The 19,457-nt window shown below is 64.4% G+C and carries 15 protein-coding genes; 8 read left to right on the top strand and 7 right to left on the bottom strand.

From position 1 onward, the window contains the following. Positions 1 to 102: 102 nt before the first annotated feature. From tadA to KA354_00270, 5 genes are all read left to right on the top strand, one after another. Positions 103 to 1,347 carry a Flp pilus assembly complex ATPase component TadA gene (tadA, locus tag KA354_00250; GenBank protein ID MBP7933047.1) on the top strand — a complete coding sequence of 415 codons (1,245 nt, stop codon included), beginning with the start codon at positions 103 to 105 and terminating at the stop codon, positions 1,345 to 1,347. Positions 1,348 to 1,361: 14 nt separating this feature from the next. Continuing rightward, the gene (locus tag KA354_00255) at positions 1,362 to 2,348 is read left to right on the top strand and encodes an endonuclease/exonuclease/phosphatase family protein (GenBank protein MBP7933048.1); all 987 of its coding nucleotides are present in this window, start codon (positions 1,362 to 1,364) and stop codon (positions 2,346 to 2,348) included. Between the two features lie 134 nt (positions 2,349 to 2,482). Continuing rightward, a complete protein-coding gene (locus KA354_00260) occupies positions 2,483 to 3,508 on the top strand; it encodes a thioredoxin-disulfide reductase (protein ID MBP7933049.1) in 1,026 nt (341 codons plus the stop codon). Between the two features lie 11 nt (positions 3,509 to 3,519). Next, the gene (locus tag KA354_00265; protein MBP7933050.1) at positions 3,520 to 4,335 is read left to right on the top strand and encodes a hypothetical protein; all 816 of its coding nucleotides are present in this window, start codon (positions 3,520 to 3,522) and stop codon (positions 4,333 to 4,335) included. Positions 4,336 to 4,356: 21 nt separating this feature from the next. Further along, a complete protein-coding gene (locus tag KA354_00270; GenBank protein MBP7933051.1) occupies positions 4,357 to 7,248 on the top strand; it encodes a discoidin domain-containing protein in 2,892 nt (963 codons plus the stop codon). A gap of 125 nt (positions 7,249 to 7,373) precedes the next feature. Here KA354_00270 and KA354_00275 read toward each other — a convergent pair whose 3' ends face one another. From KA354_00275 to KA354_00290, 4 genes are all read right to left on the bottom strand, one after another. Then, positions 7,374 to 9,137, bottom strand: a complete 1,764-nt coding sequence (locus KA354_00275; protein ID MBP7933052.1) for a hypothetical protein — start codon at positions 9,135 to 9,137, stop codon at positions 7,374 to 7,376. A gap of 576 nt (positions 9,138 to 9,713) precedes the next feature. Further along, positions 9,714 to 10,631 carry a glycosyltransferase family 2 protein gene (locus KA354_00280; GenBank protein MBP7933053.1) on the bottom strand — a complete coding sequence of 306 codons (918 nt, stop codon included), beginning with the start codon at positions 10,629 to 10,631 and terminating at the stop codon, positions 9,714 to 9,716. 31 nt (positions 10,632 to 10,662) lie between these two features. Further along, on the bottom strand, positions 10,663 to 11,967 hold the full coding sequence (locus KA354_00285; protein ID MBP7933054.1) for a glycosyltransferase: 1,305 nt from the start codon (positions 11,965 to 11,967) through the stop codon (positions 10,663 to 10,665). A 112-nt stretch (positions 11,968 to 12,079) separates the two neighbouring features. Then, on the bottom strand, positions 12,080 to 12,277 hold the full coding sequence (locus KA354_00290) for a glycosyltransferase (GenBank protein MBP7933055.1): 198 nt from the start codon (positions 12,275 to 12,277) through the stop codon (positions 12,080 to 12,082). Positions 12,278 to 12,294: 17 nt separating this feature from the next. Between KA354_00290 and KA354_00295 the strand changes: the two genes are divergently transcribed. Further along, positions 12,295 to 13,071, top strand: a complete 777-nt coding sequence (locus KA354_00295) for a glycosyltransferase (protein MBP7933056.1) — start codon at positions 12,295 to 12,297, stop codon at positions 13,069 to 13,071. A gap of 76 nt (positions 13,072 to 13,147) precedes the next feature. Here KA354_00295 and KA354_00300 read toward each other — a convergent pair whose 3' ends face one another. The 3 genes from KA354_00300 to KA354_00310 form a co-directional block, all read right to left on the bottom strand. Beyond that, a complete protein-coding gene (locus tag KA354_00300; protein MBP7933057.1) occupies positions 13,148 to 14,731 on the bottom strand; it encodes a hypothetical protein in 1,584 nt (527 codons plus the stop codon). 212 nt (positions 14,732 to 14,943) lie between these two features. Further along, positions 14,944 to 16,644, bottom strand: a complete 1,701-nt coding sequence (locus KA354_00305) for a formate--tetrahydrofolate ligase (GenBank protein ID MBP7933058.1) — start codon at positions 16,642 to 16,644, stop codon at positions 14,944 to 14,946. Between the two features lie 143 nt (positions 16,645 to 16,787). Next, positions 16,788 to 17,423: a hypothetical protein gene (locus KA354_00310; GenBank protein MBP7933059.1), complete on the bottom strand. Its 636-nt coding sequence runs from the start codon at positions 17,421 to 17,423 to the stop codon at positions 16,788 to 16,790. Positions 17,424 to 17,570: 147 nt separating this feature from the next. On the opposite strand from KA354_00310, the gene KA354_00315 reads away from it, so the two are divergent. Both KA354_00315 and KA354_00320 read left to right on the top strand, forming a co-directional pair. Then, positions 17,571 to 18,098, top strand: coding sequence for an HIT domain-containing protein (locus tag KA354_00315; protein MBP7933060.1), 528 nt, complete (start codon positions 17,571 to 17,573; stop codon positions 18,096 to 18,098). 144 nt (positions 18,099 to 18,242) lie between these two features. Next, positions 18,243 to 19,370 carry a deoxyguanosinetriphosphate triphosphohydrolase gene (locus KA354_00320; GenBank protein ID MBP7933061.1) on the top strand — a complete coding sequence of 376 codons (1,128 nt, stop codon included), beginning with the start codon at positions 18,243 to 18,245 and terminating at the stop codon, positions 19,368 to 19,370. The last annotated feature ends 87 nt before the right edge of the window (positions 19,371 to 19,457 follow it).

Consider the following 19,457-nt stretch of genomic DNA (forward strand, 5'->3'; position numbering starts at 1 on the left):
CCGGCCGTCCGTAAAGGGCCGACGCGCAGCTTTGACGACCTTGCCCCCCCTGGTTAGAATCGAGCCAACGAGTGTCCATTTCCCTCAAGACAAGGAAGTAGTATGGCTGCCGAATCCGCGTCACGATCGCCGGAAAATGACTCCGGCCCCATCTCCCCCGGGGGATCCGATTTTTCCGCATCCGCGGACGCCAGGAGCGGCGACACCGCTGCCGGCCAGGGCGGAACCGATCTCCGAATCACCGAGCAGAACGCCCGCGCGGTCTTCGAGATGCTCCTCCGCAATATGGAGGCCGCCCCCGGCCGCCCCAAGGCCACCGACCTGCACCTGAACCCCGGCCGTCCCCCAGACTACCGCATCGAGCGGGTCATCCGGAGTGTGAAGTCCAAGCCACTGACCCCCAACGACCTCGGCCTCATCACGACCGCGATGATGAACGAGAACCAGCGGCAACGGTTCAACCGCAACCATTGTATCGACATGTCCTACCACCTGGACCGTAACCGCTTCCGCGTCAACATCGTCGAGTCATTCATCGGACGCAGCATCTCGCTCCGCCGGTTCGACGAGATCAAGGACTTCTCGGCCTACAACCTGCCCAACAACTACATCGATATCGCCGAGGGCCACCGCGGCTTCGTGGTCATGTCCGGATCGACCGGCAGCGGCAAGACCACCTCGATCGCGGCCATGCTCGACCACATCAACCGCAACTTCCACCGCAAGGTGGTCACGATCGAAGACCCCATCGAGTACGTCTACACCGCGAAGAAATCGATTGTGGTTCAAATCGAGATCGGCGAGGACGGCATCCCCAACGAGGATATCGCCCTGCGTAACCTGGTCCGCATGGACCCCGACGTGGGCTTGGCCGGCGAAATGCGCGACCGGGCCTCGCTCGAGGCCGCTCTCAAGACCGCCCAGGCCGGTCACCTGATCTACGGCACCCTCCACTGCGAAGGCGCCGGACAGGCCTTCGACCGCATCCTGGCCTATTACGATGTGACCGAACAGCAGCGAATCCTCGGCACCCTGGCCGACAACCTGGCCGCGATCATTAACCAGCGGCTTCTGCCTTGCCTCAAGCCTGGGATCGACGTCGTTCCGGCCTACGAGATCTTCATGCCGAACCCCCTGACCCGGCGGTACATCCGCGAACGCCGTTACGTCGACGCGATCGCCGAGATGGACAAACCGGCGATGAAGGAAATCGGCTGTGTCACATATGTGGACTCACTCCACCGGCTGGTCACGGAGGAGTGGGTTGACTTCCATCTCGCCCTCGAGCACGCCGGCGACCAGGCCGAGAAGCTCAAGAGCCGGCTCAAGGGAATCGAACTCAAGTAAACCTTCGAGGCCTCATGCAAGCATCGTGCATACTGACTCTGGTGTGGGCGGTCGCCGCTCCGATGCCGGGCGATCGGCTCCCCCCCGCCTCTGCGCCGTCGACTCCGGCCGACGTCCGGATCATGACCTTCAACATCCGCTACGGCACGGCAAATGACGGTGAGAACCGCTGGGAGAATCGCCGAGAGATGGCGTTCGAGATCATCCGCAGGCACAAGCCGGACATCCTCGGCCTGCAGGAGGCCCTGCGGTTCCAGATCGACGAGATTCGCGAGGCGGTACCGGGCCTCGAGGAGGTCGGCGTCGGCCGGGACGACGGCAAGGCGAAGGGCGAGTTCAGCGTCATTCTCTACCGGCGAGACCGCTTCAAGCTAGGCGAGCACGGCACGTTCTGGCTGTCGGATACGCCCGAGGTGCCCGGTTCCAAGCATTGGGGCAACAGCATCACCCGCGTCTGTACCTGGGCCAGATTCCTCGAGGCGAAGGGCGAGAACGCCGACCGGGCCGCCTTGCCCCCGGGACCGGGCTTCTACGTGTTCAACACCCACCTCGACCACCAATCACAACCGGCCCGCGAAAAAGGAATCCGGCTGATCCTGAAGCGAATCGGGGCCCGCTCTCATCCCGAACCGTTCGTTCTGACGGGCGACTTCAACGCGGGCGAGGACAATCCAACCCTCGCCTTTGCCAAGGGCATGATGACCAGCACCGCCCCCGCGGCAGGGCTCTCCGCAACGAGCGCCCAGGCTCGGCTCTGGCCACGACTGGTCGACACGTTTCGCGTCGCCTACCCCGACGAGAAGGTCGTCGGCACGTTCAACGGTTTCGAGGGTCGTACCACCGGAGATAAGATCGACTACATCCTGGTGCCGCCCGGCATCAAAGTCCGCGAGGCAGAAATCATCCGCGACCATCGCGGGGACCGGTATCCATCGGACCATTTCCCGCTCATTGCGACGCTGGAGCTGCGTCCATCCGCCACCCAGCCGGGTGGACGCTAACCGCAAGGCCATTTAGAATCCCGAGGCACGAGTGGGCCTCCGTGCCACCCGATCGAAGCGCCACCCCAACCAGGGGAGACCGTGGCCGCGCCATGCTGAGGCCCCCGGACCGTCGTTTCCTCATAGAGGTCTTCATGCCAGAGAAACTCGTCATCATCGGATCCGGACCCGCGGGTTGGACGGCGGCCATCTATGCCGCCCGGGCCAATCTCGAGCCCCTGGTCTTCGCCGGACGTCCCAAACAGGACCCCGCCACCATCCTGCCGGGCGGGCAACTCATGCTCACCACCGAGGTGGACAACTTCCCGGGTTTCCCAAGAGGCGTCACCGGCCCCACACTCATGAGCTCCCTCGAGCAGCAAGCGGTCCGTTTCGGTACCCGCATCCAGACGGACGAAGGGCAGACGCCGGATGTCTCCAACCCCGACGACGGACATACCTACAAGTACCATGACTGCAAGCGGGTGGATCTGTTCCGCCGGCCGTTCAAGGTCATCGGCGAGGACAACTCCGTCATCGAGACGCACACCCTCATCGTGGCCACCGGGGCAACCGCCAACTGGCTGGGGCTCGAGAATGAGATGCGGCTCGCCCGGACCGGCGGCGGCGTCAGCGCCTGCGCCATCTGCGACGGAGCCCTGCCAATCTTTCGCGGCAAGGAGGTTGCTGTCGTTGGCGGCGGCGACTCGGCCGTCGAGGAGGCGAGCTACCTCACCAAGTTCGCCGGCAAGGTCTACATGATCCATCGCCGTGATCAGCTCCGGGCCAGCAAGATCATGGCCCAGCGCGCATTGAGCAACCCCAAGATCCAGATCCTCTGGAACAAGATCCCGATCGATGTCCTCGGGCAGGACCGGATCAGGGCCCTCAAACTCAAGGACACCGTCACCGGCCAAGTGAGCGATCTGCCCGTCGGCGGCCTGTTCATGGCCATCGGGCACACCCCGGCTACGGCGTTTCTCGAGGGACAACTCGAGCTGGACAAGAAGGGCTACATCAAGCTGGCGGACTCGTACCGCACGACGACCAGCGTCGACGGCGTGTTCGCGGCGGGCGATGTCGTGGACAGCGTCTATCGCCAGGCGATCACCGCGGCCGGCATGGGCTGCAAGGCCGCAATCGACGCGGAGCGATGGCTGGTCGAACACGAGATCGAGTGAAACCCGCAACCATGGACGAACAACTTCCGAATACTGGCCTGAGCCGAACAGTCGACCGCGATAGGGGCAAGCGGTTCCTGCTCGTGGTCGGGCTAATCCTCGAACTGATCATGATGGCGGCCGGCTTGTGGCCGGCCATCTGGCTGATCCTTCGGTTCGGGGTCGGCAGCTCGTCAGTAGCCGTCTGGATCCTGGTTCTCCTGGCGGCCGTCTTCGCCTTCAACTATGGCTATCTCCTGGCACTGCTGGGGTTTCGCATCATCATCCCGTACCCGACCCCCGGACTGCACCAACTGGGTCCGGACGGTCGTCCGCCTCTGGTCTTGCTGGTGTTCTTGCTCAACACCCTGCTGTCAAAAGCCCGATTCGATCCGCCGTGGGCGGCCATGTTCTCATCCGTACTCACCAGGGTCTGGCCCCTCCGCCCTCTCTTCCGCCGGTACTTCGGACCGCATACCTCCTCGACCACGCTCGGCGATACGGTGAAGTTGCTCGATCCCTACCTCGTCGAAGCAGGCAGCAATGTGCAGTTCGGCTTCGACTGCATGATCGCCTGTCACCATTTCGACCATCGCGGCTTCTATCTCGCCAAGGTCACGATCGGCGACAACGCCGTGATCGGGGGGCAGGCCCTGCTGACCGCCGGCGTGGAGGTCGGCCCTCATGCGGTCATCGCGGCCAGATCCTTTGTCCTGCCGGACACGAAGATCGGCGCTCACGAATACTGGGGAGGTTCGCCCGCCCGGAGAGTCCGCGATGTGACCGCCAAGAGCAGTTCCGGCGTCCGGCCACCCGCTCGGCCGGATTCAACTCCACCGTCACCCTGAGCTTCTTCGAGGAGATCATCAATGATCCCGAGAATCGGCGGCTGGCACACCATTCGCAATCTGGCCACGATCGCCACTCTGGCGTGGGTGGCTACCGGCTGCACCGAGCCATTCATCAACAACCTGGACTGGCAAAACAGCCGGCTTCGAGCCACGTGGACGCGCGGCGAGTCCGCCCTGACCCTGTCCAACCGGCAAACCGGCCAGAGACTGGCCATCCCCATCGGCCCTACAGAGCTGGAAATCGACTCGGGCAAGGTCTCGGGATTCGACGGCTCCTCCGCTCGCCCGATGGTGATCCCCGCGATCGTCGGCGAGGTCTGGCGGTTCAGCTGGCCGGCCAAGCCGCTCCCGGGCTCGGGTGCGGCCGTGCGCTGCCGGACCAGCATCGAGCTCGACCGCTCCTCACCCCGGATCGGCAAGCGCGTGGTCATCGAGATCGAACGATCCGACCGGCCGGTCTTGCTGAAGGAGGTCGTAATCGATGCCCTGAGTCTCAAGGGGCTGAATGCCCGCCAGCCGTTCGAGGGCTGGCAAAGCTATCCAGTACTGTGTGATTCGTTCTACGCGGGCGTCGAGTTCCCCGCTGCCCAGGCCGTGGTGCGGAACGACATCGCGAGCCTGTCCTGTAAGCCAGGTGTCCGATTGGCGGCCGGACAGAGCTATCACGCCAAGCCCACCGTCTATGGCGTCTGCCCCTCCGGCCGGAGCCGCGAAGCATTCGAATCCTACATCGCCTCCTTGCGCCCGCTGTCGCCACCCATGCACATCCAGTACAACAGCTGGTGGTCGGCGCCGTATCCCTTCACCGAGCAGCACATGCTGGACATCATCCGTGTGTTCCAGCAACAGTACTACGGACCCCATGGCGGCCCGCTGGACAGCTTCTGCCTGGACATGGGCTGGGCACGCAGTCAGTCGATGTGGCAGATCGACAGCGCCAACTTCCCGCAAGGCTTCCGACCGCTGGCCCGCGAGTTGGGCAGGATGGGAGCCTCCGTAGCCCTCTGGACATCGCCCAGCAGCTGCTACCCCCACGCCGGCGGCCTGGACAGCGAGTGGGCCATGCGAAACGGGTACGAGACGTTCAAGACCGCCAAGGTCGGCGGTATTCGCTATGCCTGCCTGGCCGGCCCAAAATACGCCGCAGGATTCCGCGACGCCCTTGTCAGACACGTTCGCAAGTACCGGATCGCCCACTACAAATTCGACGGCTACCAGCCGATGTGTCCCGAGCGTGACCACGGCCACGAGCCAGGCGAGCTGTCCGCTGAGAAGATGGCCGAGGGCTTCATCGCCACCTGCCAGGCCCTGCGAAAGAGCAACCCGAGCATCTGGATGGAAGCCACGTGCTTCGGATTCAAGCCCAGCCCCTGGTGGCTGGCCCACGTCAACACCGTCATTGGCACCTTCGGCGACGACGCCCCGGGTGGCCGGGTCGCCTGCCCGGTCTACCGCGAGAGCTACACCACCGCCCGCGACTTCTTCAACCTCCAGGGCGCCCGCGACATCCTCATGCCCATCTACGCCCAGGAAGTGCTGGGCATCATCCACCAGACCGCCGAGCCGCTCCAGAACGACGCCGTGGTCTCCGTCCTGCGCGGGCACAGTTTTATCCCACTCTACATCAATCCGAAGCACATGACGCCCAGGCGATGGCGATTCCTTGCCCATTTGATGACCTGGTCCCGCCGAAACGCCGACCTCCTGGCCCACACCAAACCCATCCTGACCGGCGACTGGAACGACGAGAGGAAAACCCGGGTCTGGGAGCAGGATATCCCTCGCGATCCCTACGGCTACGCTCATTTCGATCGTGGTCGGGGCCTGCTCATGGTACGCAATCCCTGGGCCAAACCTCGCCAGGTGGAACTCAAACTGGACGAGTCGCTCGGCGTCGACAAGAACCTCGCCAACGCTCCCATGGCGTGCCTCTATCCCCAATTCGGCCGCTTGGCGGGCTACTTCTCATACGGCCACACCCTGACACTCGAACTGCGACCGTACGAGACTCGCTTGATCGCTCTCGGCGGCTACCAGGAAGCACCGGCCCTGCCGGAAGCCCGCTCGAAGGTGACCGCGGATGCCCTTCAGTCCGAGATCTCCCCGGATCACAGAGTACGCCTGGCGTTCACCGCCGGTGGCCATGCGCCGGACAAACAACTCTGGCTGCTCTGCGAGGCCAAGACGCCTTTCCAGATGCCTGAGTCTCGGGTCACAGCCGGGGGCAGGACGATCGAGGCTCAAGTCAGCGAGTCAGCCGCCGGATGGCGAGCCGGGCGTTCGGCGCCGGGGGGATGGACTTGGGCGATCTTCGATCTGCCCGCCGGCACCACCCGGGTGGAGGCCGAGTTCCAGCCGCAGGATGATGTGCGCGCCTCCGCCTGGCTGATCGGCAAGGAAGCCGTGGACGACGAGCCCAAGACATCCGGACCAATCCCGCCCCCCGAAGAGCGGATTCTTGACGCCGTGGAGATCCTGGCCCCGGTCGCCCTCAGCTGGAACGAGCCAGCCAACAAGGTCAACGTCGCCCTCACGGCAGAGGGCGCCAAGGCCACCGCTTCATCCGTGTGGGCGGCGGAACACACCCCGGACAAGGCGATCGACGGCAACCCAGAAACGAGATGGAACAGCGCCAAGGGGGAGACGGCCGGTGCATGGCTGTCCGTGGACTTCGGCAAACCATTTACCATCAGCACGATCAACTTCAAGGAAGCAGCCGGCGGCCGAATCACCAGCTACAAACTGCAAGTCGGAAGCGGCAATGAATGGAAAGACCTGATCACCGCGGTCAAACCGGCAAAGAGGACGATCGTTCGCCATCGCTTCCCTGCGGTCGAGACAAGCAGAATCCGCCTGCTGGTCGTCGCCGCCACCGAAGTGCCTACCATCTACGAGATCGAAGCGAAATAGCCCGCCCTGGAAGCATCTTGACGCTCAGACCTTTTCCTCCCCGTCTCCAGGAAGGAAACAAAGAGGGCGTCATTCCACCTTTCGGCGTTTCGGCTTTGTCCTTGCTGATTGATGACCACTACCCCTCAGCTCCCGCAGTCTGAATCAACCAAGACGTTCGGGCCGCCAAAACAGCGCTGGAGGAAGCCGAAATCGGATTGATCGACGTCGCCGTCGTTGTCGAAATCTCTGTGCATGCAGCCAGATGCCGCCGGGACTGCCGGACCACTCAGGCACGCCACAAAGTGCTCCACATCATTCCGGTCCACCCGGCCGTCGCAGTCGATATCCCACGGCGGGCAAATCCGCGTAACTGCCAGCCTAGCGACGCCCTCATTGCCGGCCGCATCTCGGGCGGTGATCGTAATCATGTTGCGTCCCGGTTGCAGAGGAATACCTGCGGCGGACCAATCCGTCGTCCCCACGCATGCTCCGCCAAGCGGCCCGCTGGCCCACTCGACCCACGCCGCGCCGACGTCGTCCAAGGCTGTGCCTGACAAATCCACGGCGGCCAAACCGGTCGTGTATTCCGAGTAGACCGTCGGGCTGTCGATGGCGACGGTCGGCGAGATCTGATCCCCGCCCGGATCGATCACCGTCAGAACCACGCGAGCCGGCTCGTACGTGAGCGAGTAACTGCCCGGCCCGGTAACTTGGTCAAATTGACCCGAAATGCCGGCCGCACTCACCACAATGTACCGCTCGCCGGCCAGCTGCGGGGCGGTATGGATCACGTTCAGCGTTCCCGCCAGAACGGCCTGGCCGGTCACCACGACTTGGTCGGCCTGCTGCGTCGGATACAGAATCTCCCCATCGCCCTGCAGCAGATGAATTTGGATCGTGCCATTGCTCCCCTGAGTGAGACTGCCGACAACCAGTCGGCCGATCGAGCTGCCAAACCACCACCCACCGGGGAAGCCGGGGGCAACAATGCCGCCGCTGTTGTTGACATGCCCGGTGATGGGCCCTTCGCCGCAGACCATACCGCCCTGGATATCGAGCGGCTGGAAGTTGCTCAGGCTCGTGGAGTAGCTGGAACCGTTAACTAGTAGCGTCCCGGCCTTCTGGGTGAAGGTGTTTCGCAAGGTAACGCTGGAGGCCATGCTCCAGAGCGATCCGGCGTTGGTGACCGGCAGATCGGTATCGAAAGACTCCGAATCGATGAAGCCCGCGCCGGAATTCGTCAGGCCCTCGCTTCCAGCCCCGCCGTGCCAGATGCCGCTGATGTACATGCGGCCGGTGTTCTTGATGGATCCGGTGAACGCGATCGCCTCGTCCGGGTTCATGTAACCGTCGAGCTCGCCCTGATTGATGACGGTCGCGTTGAGACTGCATCCTGCGTAGAGGCTGAGCATGCAGCTGACCGGAACGACCACGGGAGCCGCAACACTCAAGTCGGCGTACACACCCAGGTGACCCTTCCAGCCCATGTCTAGCGTGGCGATGGAGACGTTGCAGTCTGGATACCCACAACCCCGGTACAGGTTCACGTTGTAGCCGCTCCCCAGGAAAGCCTGATCGGACGGCCCATGGGGGTACGGCAGGTACGTGCAGCCGCAACAGCTCCGCTGCCAGTAGTTGGCCTTCGTGTAAATGGAATATCCTTTGGAATCACGCCCGCATGGCCGGTCGGGAAAGCCATCGACGTAGTCGCCGCCGACCCAGGGGCCCTCGTTATAGGGCTGGACCGCGTTCCAGAAGAAGTCCTCCCCCCGTGCGGGGCCCGCGAGGAGCGAACTCAGAATCAGAAGACCAACTGCCAATGGCGTGCGAAAGGCAAATCGAGCCCGGCATGCGAAGAGCTTGCCCTCGAACGAATACCCCGCCCTTCCCCCCAATGTGCTTCTCATCGACCTCTCCTGTGCTACACCGCTCGCCCCCCGCGCAAGCGTCCTCTCCCACCTATTGTAGTAATTTCCATAGCGAAAAGAAACAAGCCCAGGCTTCGACTTCGACCGACCACATGAAGTACGGCATCGGCAAAACGTGCGTCCAGCGACAGCGGGCTGAATGCTAAACACTAGTCGCTGCCCAGCTCAGCGGAGGCTTCGGAAGAAACGGCTCGACCGGCCGTGGACTGCCGGCACGGTCACGAACTGAGCCGCCATGTTGCCGATCTCGATTACCGAGGCAATGGTGAAAGGCAGAGCGTGGTGCCGTGTGGGTTTGCAGAACCCTCTATCCTCACGCGAGGTGGCCGAGAACGCAGAAGCCAGACGAGGCCGACTCCCATCACGAGGCCATACGCGGTTGCATCCTCACCAGAGTTAACGCGGAAGCAGATCCAAGCCGCGTCGGTCAGCATCCATCCCACAACGCTGAGCAAGATCCAGAGGCTTGCGTGGTGTAGGCGCCGACGGAAAAACCACCACTGCGGCACGCCTATGGACAGCCCGAATCCGCTCAGCCTCACGTTCACACGCCTGTCATCTGAAACCGGCCACCCGCCGCCACATGCGACCGGCAAAGCGCTCGCGCAACGTCGTCTCGTACTTGTCCTGGCGGTACGACTCCGAATCCGGATCGTCCAGCACATACGGAGCATGCCGCAACGGGAACGCCATCGGTTCGGTCGCCATGTCCGCAAACGGTGACGAGGGATCGGCGGTATGCGTCGATCGGCTGCAGTACCCGATGTTGCTGATCAGGTTCACATTCGGCACTGCCGAGAGCCCGTTCTGAACCATGCAGCAAAACGACCACTGGTAGTCCCATGTGTGCGGCACCGGTTCTCTGCACAGCCGATCCATGTGCTCGGCGAAAACGCCATAGGCCCGCCCGGTACGAAAACAGCTCTCCACCAGCCCCAGCCGGCGCATCTCCGGCCATAGCGAAGGGCGAAGATCATAGTGCTGCCACGCCCGCTTCCAAGTCGCCCAACCATGGATCCGGATATTCCGCGAGAAGTGATAGCTGTAGTCGCGGCGCCCGCGACCGAACTGGTAATTGCTGCCTGCGATCTGCATCACCCGGGAATCGTCGGCGTATCTCGACAAGAGCTCGTCACAGAACGGGAAGAAGGAAGGATCCGGTAGGCAATCGTCCTCCAAGATGATCCCCTGCTCGGTGTGGCTGAAGAAGCTCGAGATCGCCCGCCCGATCTTGGGGCCGCATCCGACATTCTCCTCGGCGAAGTCGCGCACCAGATCGCATTTCCAGTCGATTGCCTCCACGACCTTCCGCGTCTCGCGGCAGGCCTCGGCTTCGCCGGCCACGCCGGCCCTCGGACCATCGGCCGAGACGCACAGCATCGGCGGGCGGGCGGCGCGGATTCGGTCGAATACCCTCGCCGCCAGATCCGGGCGATTGAAAACCAGGAACAGGACCGGAGTCCGAGTGGTCATTGCACACCTCATCCACGAACCACACGGCCGATTACCGGGATGTCGCCCGGCTCGGGTGCTCCGACCGGGACACGACGTCCTCATACCAGCCCAGGTAGTCACCCACCTGCCGGTCCAGGGAGAACCGTCGCCGGGCATCGGCCACAGCCTCGGACCCCATCCGAAAACGCAGGCTCTCATCGGCGAGCAACCGGCGCGCCGCCGCGGCCATCGCATCGGCATCACCCGGCGGGGTGAGCAAACCGGTGCGATTCTCGATAATCTGCTCCGGAATCCCGCCGACGGCGGTTGCGGCGACCGGGGTTCCACAGGCCAAGGCCTCCAGGACGACATTCGGAAAGGTATCGACCTTGGCCGCGTGAAGATACACGTCGGCCGCCTGGTAATAGCAGGCCACTCTGGCGGGATCCGACTCAAAAGGCACGAAGCGGATTTCCGCTTGCCCGACCCGGTCGCCGGGTGCCGTCTCACCCAGGGCAACGAACAGAAGGTCTTCGCCCCGATGCCGTTCGGCGAGGGCGGCGACCGCGGCTCGCATCGTGCGGTAGTCCTTCCACGGGTTGGCCCGGATGCCATTGGCCGCAAACAGCAGCATCTTGGCGTCACGTGGCAGGCCGACAGCCGCCCGAGCAGCAGCCCGGTCCGCGGGATGGAAGTGGCGAAGATCCACACCGTTGGGAATGACCCGGGCCTCCACGACAGCCGGAGCCAGCATCGAAACCGACACTCTGTCCATCAGCCAGCGGCTCGGCGTCGCCACGTATACATGGCTGCGCCCGTAAATCTCGCGTTTGACGGCCCAGTTATGCGCCGTGGCGTCGCGCCGGACCGTCGGGTAGATACTGAGGTCGGGGCACTGCCCGCATCCTGCCTTCCACCGATCACAGGCAAAGGAATGGGCACAGTGTCCGGCCAGTAGCCAGGGATCGTGCAACGTCAGAAACGTCGGAACCTGACCGCTCAGCCAGGACAGGGCCCGCAGGTCGAAGTAATAGCCGTGGAGGTTGTGCAGGTGGAGAATGTCCGGGCGAGCCGGCGGGAGATCGAGCAGCCGCCACGTGGCCGGATGCTCGAAGCTCTCATACCCCCGAGCATCGTCCCGGATCGTCCTCGCCCAGCGAATCAGCCGCCGGGCGACCGGCCAGCGCTCCCGGCCGGCACGCGGACCTCCTGACATGGCCAGTACCGACGCGTCGCCGGTCAACTTGCGGCCGACGGCCAGCCACGCCTCCAGCCCCCGCTGGAGATAGGCCCGGTGCAAATCGAACCCCACCTTCTCGGCACCCCCGACCGAGTCCGCACTGTTAACCTGCAGTACCCGAAGCGCCATGCCCATGCCGTCCGGTCTCGTTTCGTCAGCCTCAGACCTCAGAAGTACGGGTGCGTCGACCACCGGAACCGATCGAAGCCATACAGCGGCCCCAGGCCGACCAGCAGGATCGTACGCATCATGTCGGTGCACGGAAGGCGAGACGGTCGGTGTACCCGCGAATCACGTCGACCGTGCCGTCGGAGGAACCGCCGTCCACGAGAATGGACTCGATTCCAGCCTCGGCCGGATCGAGCCCCGACCGCATCGCCCGCTCAATGGTTCCCGCGGAGTTGTAGCTCGGCGTCAGCAGGGACATTCGCGGTTCGTCCGTCATCCCTCTATCATACCGGGATGAGTGCCGACGCCAGCCCGCTACCGACCGTCAGCATCGTCATGGCCACCTACGCCCGCCTCGACCAGCTCAAACAGTGCCTCGGCGCGGTGCACACCAACGTGACCCTTCCCCACGAGACCATCGTGGTCGGCGGGGCCGCCAACGACGGCACCACCGAGTGGCTCCGCGAGCAGAGCGACGTCCGCTTCATCCCCGAAACAACCCGCGAGGGAGCCACGAAAGCCTACAACAAGGGCTTCAGGGCCGCCAGAGGCACCTACGTCATGTGGCTCAACGACGATTCGTACCCCCTTCCCGGCTCGGTCGAGGCCGCAGTGCGAACCATCGAGCGTCCCGACCTGACCGATGTGGGCATGATCGCCTTCTATCACATCATGGAGCAGCCACCCAACCAGCTGGACGAGGTCCGCCGAGAAGGTGTCGCCTACCGCATCTTCCACAGCCGCCTCCTGCCGTACGCCAACTTCGGCCTGCTTCGCCGGTCGTTGCTGGAGAGGGTCGGCTTCCTCGATGAACGATTCTACTTCTGCGGATGGGATCCCGACCTTTCGCTGACCATCCAACTCCGCGAGGGGCTCCGGGTCGTGGGCTGCCCGGACGCGCTCATCCACCATGAGGAACTCATGGACGATCGCAAGAAGGAGGATCTGGCCGTCTTCAAGGAAGACAACAAACGTCTGCATGCCAAGTGGCCGCTATGGCCCTGCCGGATTCGCCGGCGGCGCTGGCAGTGGAAGTATCGAGGCGGACCGCCGTATTGGAGAGCCTCCTGAGCCCGCCACCCGCCCCCGGGCCCCGCCTACCAGCACATCCTGGCAAACCGGGGGCTGCGGGGAACCAGCATACGACTCAGTTGGCGCAGCTCTCCTGGCTGCAGCTTTCACCGGCCACCCAGCCTCCTCGATAAACGCACTCCGCCGCAGACATCTCCTCGCACACTTCGTCGCACAGACAGCAGGCCACGAGCTGCTCGAAGACGCAATGGGCTTCGGCACAGGTCGAGCCGGCACCTTGAGGAACACCCTCCAGCGAAATGCACACCGAAAGCGGCAGCTCAGCGCACTCCCCAAACGTGCTGCAGCAGGCCTGGATATCGCACTCGTCGGGCCGACCGTTGCCGTCCAGATCCGAGCTCGTCGAGGCCTGAAGATCCTCGCAATCGTGGATGCCATTGCCATTGCAGTCCCGGAACGCGGGGATGGCCTCGCCGCTGAGGTAGCACCAGAACAGGGCAAGGTCCGCACCGTCGGTGAAGCCGTTCTGATCAAGGTCGGTCAACAGACAGCTGGGGTACTGCTGGGGCACACTTTCCTGCCCCAGGCAGCTCTGCAGCTTGGCAAAATCGCTCTGATCCACGTCCCCGTCGCCGTCGAAGTCGGCCTTTACCCGCGGCGTGGAGCATCCGTACTCGTCCACCTGCACGCCGGAGATGGTGTCCGGACAGTAGTCGACACAGTCGAAGACGCCGTCCCTGTCACTGTCGATGGCCACATCCGGCACACCGCAGCCGCAGACGCCCGGCTCGGTCTTATAGGGGTCTTCGGGGCAGTAATCGAACTCATCGCAGCCCGGGGTGTCAACCTTGCCACAGCCGCACAGGCCGGGCGAGGTCTTGTTCCGATCGCTCGGGCATCCGTCATGGCAGTCGCGAACGCCGTCACCATCCGAATCACGATCCGAGACGCCGCAGCCACAACTGCCAGGCGCGGTCTTCTTGGGATCATCCGGGCAGCCATCCAGGCAATCCAGAGTGCCGTCCCGGTCGCGATCGAGATCTGAAACGCCGCAGCCGCACGCGCCGGGCGCCGTCTTGTCCTTGTCGAGCGGACAACCGTCCAGGCAGTCGAGGATGCCGTCCCCGTCGGTGTCGATGTCCGCGAGGCCACAGCCGCAGACGCCAGGCGCCGTCTTGCCCGAGTCCTGCAGACATGCGTCGATGCAGTCGGGAGTCCCATCGGCATCGGTGTCGGTATCGGCCACACCACAGCCGCAGATCCCCGCCTCGCGCTTGTCGGGATCGTCCGGACAGGTATCGAGCGCATCCGGAATGATGTACTCCTTGACCTGGCCGGACTCGAAATCCCGGCCGGCAAGGAAATCCGCACTCGGCGTCGGACCGCCCTCGACGTACGATCCTTCGACGGTGATCCGGGTCGCCAGGTCCGGCCCGATGGCCCGCATCGTGGACCGAGCCGGCACACGGAGATCCGTGCGGTGGACCTCGACCGGGCCGACGAAGAAGAGCACATGCACGTCCGCGTCCACGTAGCTCTCGCTGATGATGGACACGCTGACCGGCGTACCAAGCTCGGGCACGGGCGAGCCCGTGCTCCAATCGCCGACCGGGTTGGAATCGTCGGGTAGGCTGCCGACACAGCCTGCCCAAGCCGCAACCACCACAACCATTACGCCGACTGTCAAACCAAGCTTCATGTGACTTCAGTCCCCGTTGCTCCCGCCGGGAGCCGATACGCGATCCTCAGACCGTGAAGTCCACCTTGAACACTCCATTATATCGCCAGATCGCCCGGATAGCGCGTCCATCATCCCACGATCCGAGACTACCGATCCCCGCTGCACTCACCCGCGAGGCAGACCGCCCGCCGCCACTCGCCCGTCCCGGGCCACCCGGCCCCGCCGGCGCTTCAGAAAAGCCCCATAACCTTGCCGTCCGGATCGACGTCCATGTCCAGGGCGGCCGGATGACGCCCGAAGGCCGGCATGGTCTGGATCGTCCCGACCAGGGGAGTGAGAAAACCCGCGCCACCGGCCAGACGAATGTCGCGAACCGGCAACGTGAAGCCGGTCGGCCGCCCGTGCAGCAACGGGTTGTGGGAGAAGGAGTACTGCGTCTTGGCCATGCAGATCGGCAGCTTGGCGAAACCGAGGCGGGTCAGGGACTCGGCGGCCGCGTTCGCCGCCGCTTCATAGGAAACGCCGGCCGCTCCGTACACCTCCGTGGCAATGGTCTCAATCTTCTTCTTGATCGGCCACTCCAGGTCGTAGAGGAACCGGAAGCCCTCGGCCAGGCCGGACTCGGCCGCACGAACCACGCCGTCGGCCAGGGCCTCGCCGCCTGCACCGCCCCGGGTGTGAACCTCGCTGATCGCGACGTCGAAAGCCCCCGCCGCCCGGGCGGCCTCGGCCACAGCCCTCAGTTCATCCTCCGTGTCGGTCGGAAACCGGTTGATTGCCACCACGCAGGGCAGGCCGAACTTGGACACATTCTCCAGGTGCTTGAGCAGGTTGGGCAGACCGGACCGGACCGCACCAAGGTCCGGTTGGTGGATCCGCGAGTCGATCGGCCAGCCGGGCACGACCCTGAATTGCCCGCTGTGGGCCTTGAGAGCCCGCACCGTGACCACCAGGACGGCCGCGTCCGGGCGTCGACCGGAGGTACGACACTTGATGTGGCAGAACTTCTCGAAGCCCATGTCCGCCCCGAAACCGGCTTCGGTCACCACGTAATCGCAGCAGCGCAGGGCGATTTCGTCCGCCAGAACGGAGCTGTTGCCGTGGGCGATGTTGGCGAACGGACCCGCGTGCACGAACGCCGGCACACCCTCCAACGTCTGGAGCAGGTTGGGCATCAGCGCTTCCTTGAGCAGGACGGTCATGGCCCCGGCTCCGCGAATCGCCTCGGCGAAAACCGGCATCTCCTGGTGGGTGTAGCCAATGACGATCCTGCCCAGCCGCTGGCGAAGATCCTTGAGCGAGATGGCCAAGGCAAGAACGGCCATGACCTCGCTGGCAGAGGTCAGGTCAAAGCCAGTCTCCCGCGGGAAGCCGTGCCCCCCCAGGCCGATCACGATGTCACGCAAGGCGGCGTCGTTCATGTCCACGCACCGGCGCCAGACGACTTTCATCGGATCGAGCCGGCCGGGGTTGCCCTTGACCATCAGCGTGTCAATCAGGGCGCTGAGCAAGGCATGAGCGCTGGACACCGCGTGCATGTCGCCGGTCAGGTGGAGGTTGAGATCCTCCATCGGCAGGACCTGCGAGTACCCTCCCCCGGACGCACCCCCCTTGATGCCGAAAACCGGACCCATCGACGGCTGGCGAATGCAGCACGCCGCCCGCTTGCCGATCCGGGCGAGACCCTGGGACAGCCCCACCGTCGTCACCGTCTTGCCTTCGCCAAGCGGAGTCGGCGTCATACCGGTCACGACGATGTACCTGCCGAAACAGGCATCGCCGAGGCGCTGGATGGCCTCCAGACGAACCTTGGCCTTGTGCCTGCCGTGCAGTTCGATCTCGTCAGCCGCAAGCCCCAGCCGATCAGCGATCTCCTGGATGGGCCGCAAGGCCACCTGCTGGGCTATTTGAAGGTCGGAAAGCATAGCCACAATCGAAACGCCCAATCGCACACCGAAAGCCGAAACGCTGCTCCGCTACCTTCGGCAACTCAGGTCGGAACCGGCCGAAGCGAACCCCCCGAGGTCACTTGAGCCGCCCCAGCGGCCGGGCCCTTCGGCACCCTGCCCATGACTCACCCACGGCTCGGTGCCGACACGGTGATCACCTTCGTCCGGGGCTGGTAGCCGAGCTTGAGCACACGCCAGTACTCGCTGCCGTCGACGCCCTTCTCCCGGGCCATCTCGATAACCAGCGTCACGCTCTGAGCCTTGGCCGGATCCTCCTCCTGCGAATCGTGAGCCACATCCACATAGACCCTGCCGGTTCGGCCGTCCGCAGCCAGAACCTCGGTCATCTTGGTCATCGCCGCCTGCTCATCGGCTTCGAAGCTGCGGATGTAGTGCCCGACAATCGGCGCCCAGTGGTCGACGGCATCATAGATGTGGCGGGCTGCGACGTCGGCCTCGCCGCCCTTCCGGGCGGTCAGGATCGCCGGGTTGTCCATCAGGCGACGGCTCATGGCCTGAAACGCGGCCAGAGCGAAGCTGGTCTGAAAAGCCCGCTTCTTCTTGGCCTTGTCCCAGGCCTGGGAGGCCTCCACGTCGTCCCGCAACGATCGGAGCAGAACATACACGACCTGCTTCGGCGACGCGGCGGCGTCGAGCTTCACCCCGTACGCCTCCACCACCTTGACTTCCATCGGCGGAATATCGAGATCGCGGCGGCAACCTCCCAGCATGACAAGGGCCAGACCCACCAGGCCGACCATGCAGGCTCTCCACGATGGTCCCGCCAGGACGATGATGCCTCCGTAGCTCATATGGGCAAAGGAGTCTAAAGCACCCAGCCGGTTCGTGCAACCGGCGACTGCTTGCCGGGAAACCGACCGGCCAGTAGACTCCGCGATACAACACCCATGGCAGAAACCAACAAGAACCTGTGGGCACCTTGGCGTATGGTCTACATCCGCAGCCTGTCCGACCAGGACCAGGGCGGCTGCTTCCTGTGCCGCTACGCCGCCTGCCCCGAACAGGACGCGACCAACCACGTCATCTGGCGCGGCCCGTCCTGCCTGACCACATTCAACACCTTCCCGTACAGCAGCGGCCATCTCCTGGTCACCCCCCAGACCCATCTGGCCGACATCGATGACCTCGACGAGAGAACCCTCCACGAACTGATGGGCCAGGTGAAAGACGCCAAGCGACTGCTCAAGGAAGTCGTCAAGGCCCAGGGTTTCAATATCGGCATGAACTTCGGGCGCTGCGCCGGTGCCGGCCTGCCCGGCCACCTCCACGTCCACGTCGTGCCCCGATGGGAGGGAGACAACAACTTCATGGCCGTGGTCGGCGACGTCCGGGTCGTCTCCCAGAGCATCGACGACTTGCGCGCGGAGATGAAGCGAACCGCTGCGGAGCTGGGCCTGCCTGAAATAAGAGGATAAAAGTGGTATATGCGCGGCGAGCCACGAGCAAAGGAGGATGGGTGAAGGTGATGAATTGACCGTGCCGGGTGCCCCGTGCAGACGATCCCGGGCCTGCCTCCACCTTTCAGTTCTCCGCGTTCCGGCTTTCGGCTTGTTCTCCCCATGTCAGCCAGCCAACCCAGTTTGAAGCCCTACGCCACGACGGCAGCCAATTCACGCGGCCGCGAGCACGCCGAGTCCTTCCCCAGGAACGCCGACCCGTTCGCCATCGACCGGCAACGCGTGCTACACTCCGCGGCCTTTCGCCGGCTGGAGCGCAAGACCCAGGTCTTCGTCACCAGCGAGCACGACCACTTCCGGACCCGCCTGACCCACACCCTCGAAGTGGCCAGCATCGCCCGGCGCCTCTGCACCGCCCTGCAGGTCAACGGCAGGGTCGGCGAGCTCATCGCCCTGACCCACGACCTCGGCCACCCACCCTTCGGCCACGCCGGAGAAAAGGCCCTCGCGGAACTGATGGCCGACCACGGCGGCTTCGAACACAACAGCCAGTCCCTCCGGGTCATCGAGTACCTCGAACACCCCTACCCCCCCTTCCGCGGCCTGAACGCCAGTTACGAGGTCCGCGAGTCCCTCGCCAAGCACTGCACGCTCTATGACCAACCCGGCCGGCACCCGCTGGCAGACGGCACCCACGCACCAATCGAAGGCCAGATCGCCAATCTGGCCGACCGGCTCGCCTACGACTGCCACGATCTCGAGGACGCCCTCGGAGCCGGACTCATCGACGAGGACCGGCTGGCCACGGTGACCCTCTGGGCGGAGGCCGCGACCGGACCCCGACATCACTATCCCGATCTGCCGCTCGCCGCCATCCGCCGCCCCATCCTGGACAACCTCGAGGGGACCATGCTCGACGACATCGTGGCCTACTCACGCCGCCAGATCGCCTCCGGCATCCAGACCCTCGACCAGGTTCGCACTTGCGGCCGGCTCCTGGTCGACTTCTCCCCGGCCATGGAATCACGCGTGGCCGAGCTCGAGGCGTTCCTCAAGGAACACGTCTACCGCCACCCTCGACTGGTCCGCATGGACCACAAGGCCAAGAGGTTCGTCCACACCCTGTTCGAGGCCTACTTGGCCGAACCCAGACTGCTCCCGCCGCGCTTCGTCGACCGGATCGCCGAATCGGGTGCCCACCGCGTGATCTGCGACTATGTGGCCGGTATGACCGACCGGTTCGCCCAGAACGAGCACAAGCGGCTCTTCGAGCCCTTTGAGCCCGCGTAAACCACCGCCCACGGCCACCTTCCCGAAAGTCGCCCTCGAGCGGTCCACCCAGGATCCCCTGGGGCCTCTTGGCCAAGTGTCGGCGGC

Source organism: Phycisphaerae bacterium (genome assembly GCA_018003015.1).
Lineage (GTDB): Bacteria > Planctomycetota > Phycisphaerae > UBA1845 > PWPN01 > JAGNEZ01.

What these genes read in the sequence shown, in the direction of transcription:
- KA354_00280 (MBP7933053.1), bottom strand. Translation starts at nt 10,631, where the DNA reads ATGACCACTCGGACTCCGGTCCTGTTCCTGGTTTTCAATCGCCCGGAT.
- KA354_00285 (MBP7933054.1), bottom strand. Translation starts at nt 11,967, where the DNA reads ATGGGCATGGCGCTTCGGGTACTGCAGGTTAACAGTGCGGACTCGGTC.
- tadA (MBP7933047.1), top strand. Translation starts at nt 103, where the DNA reads ATGGCTGCCGAATCCGCGTCACGATCGCCGGAAAATGACTCCGGCCCC.
- KA354_00275 (MBP7933052.1), bottom strand. Translation starts at nt 9,137, where the DNA reads ATGAGAAGCACATTGGGGGGAAGGGCGGGGTATTCGTTCGAGGGCAAG.
- KA354_00300 (MBP7933057.1), bottom strand. Translation starts at nt 14,731, where the DNA reads ATGAAGCTTGGTTTGACAGTCGGCGTAATGGTTGTGGTGGTTGCGGCT.
- KA354_00265 (MBP7933050.1), top strand. Translation starts at nt 3,520, where the DNA reads ATGGACGAACAACTTCCGAATACTGGCCTGAGCCGAACAGTCGACCGC.
- KA354_00320 (MBP7933061.1), top strand. Translation starts at nt 18,243, where the DNA reads ATGTCAGCCAGCCAACCCAGTTTGAAGCCCTACGCCACGACGGCAGCC.
- KA354_00295 (MBP7933056.1), top strand. Translation starts at nt 12,295, where the DNA reads ATGAGTGCCGACGCCAGCCCGCTACCGACCGTCAGCATCGTCATGGCC.
- KA354_00255 (MBP7933048.1), top strand. Translation starts at nt 1,362, where the DNA reads ATGCAAGCATCGTGCATACTGACTCTGGTGTGGGCGGTCGCCGCTCCG.
- KA354_00270 (MBP7933051.1), top strand. Translation starts at nt 4,357, where the DNA reads ATGATCCCGAGAATCGGCGGCTGGCACACCATTCGCAATCTGGCCACG.
- KA354_00290 (MBP7933055.1), bottom strand. Translation starts at nt 12,277, where the DNA reads ATGACGGACGAACCGCGAATGTCCCTGCTGACGCCGAGCTACAACTCC.
- KA354_00260 (MBP7933049.1), top strand. Translation starts at nt 2,483, where the DNA reads ATGCCAGAGAAACTCGTCATCATCGGATCCGGACCCGCGGGTTGGACG.
- KA354_00315 (MBP7933060.1), top strand. Translation starts at nt 17,571, where the DNA reads ATGGCAGAAACCAACAAGAACCTGTGGGCACCTTGGCGTATGGTCTAC.
- KA354_00310 (MBP7933059.1), bottom strand. Translation starts at nt 17,423, where the DNA reads ATGGTCGGCCTGGTGGGTCTGGCCCTTGTCATGCTGGGAGGTTGCCGC.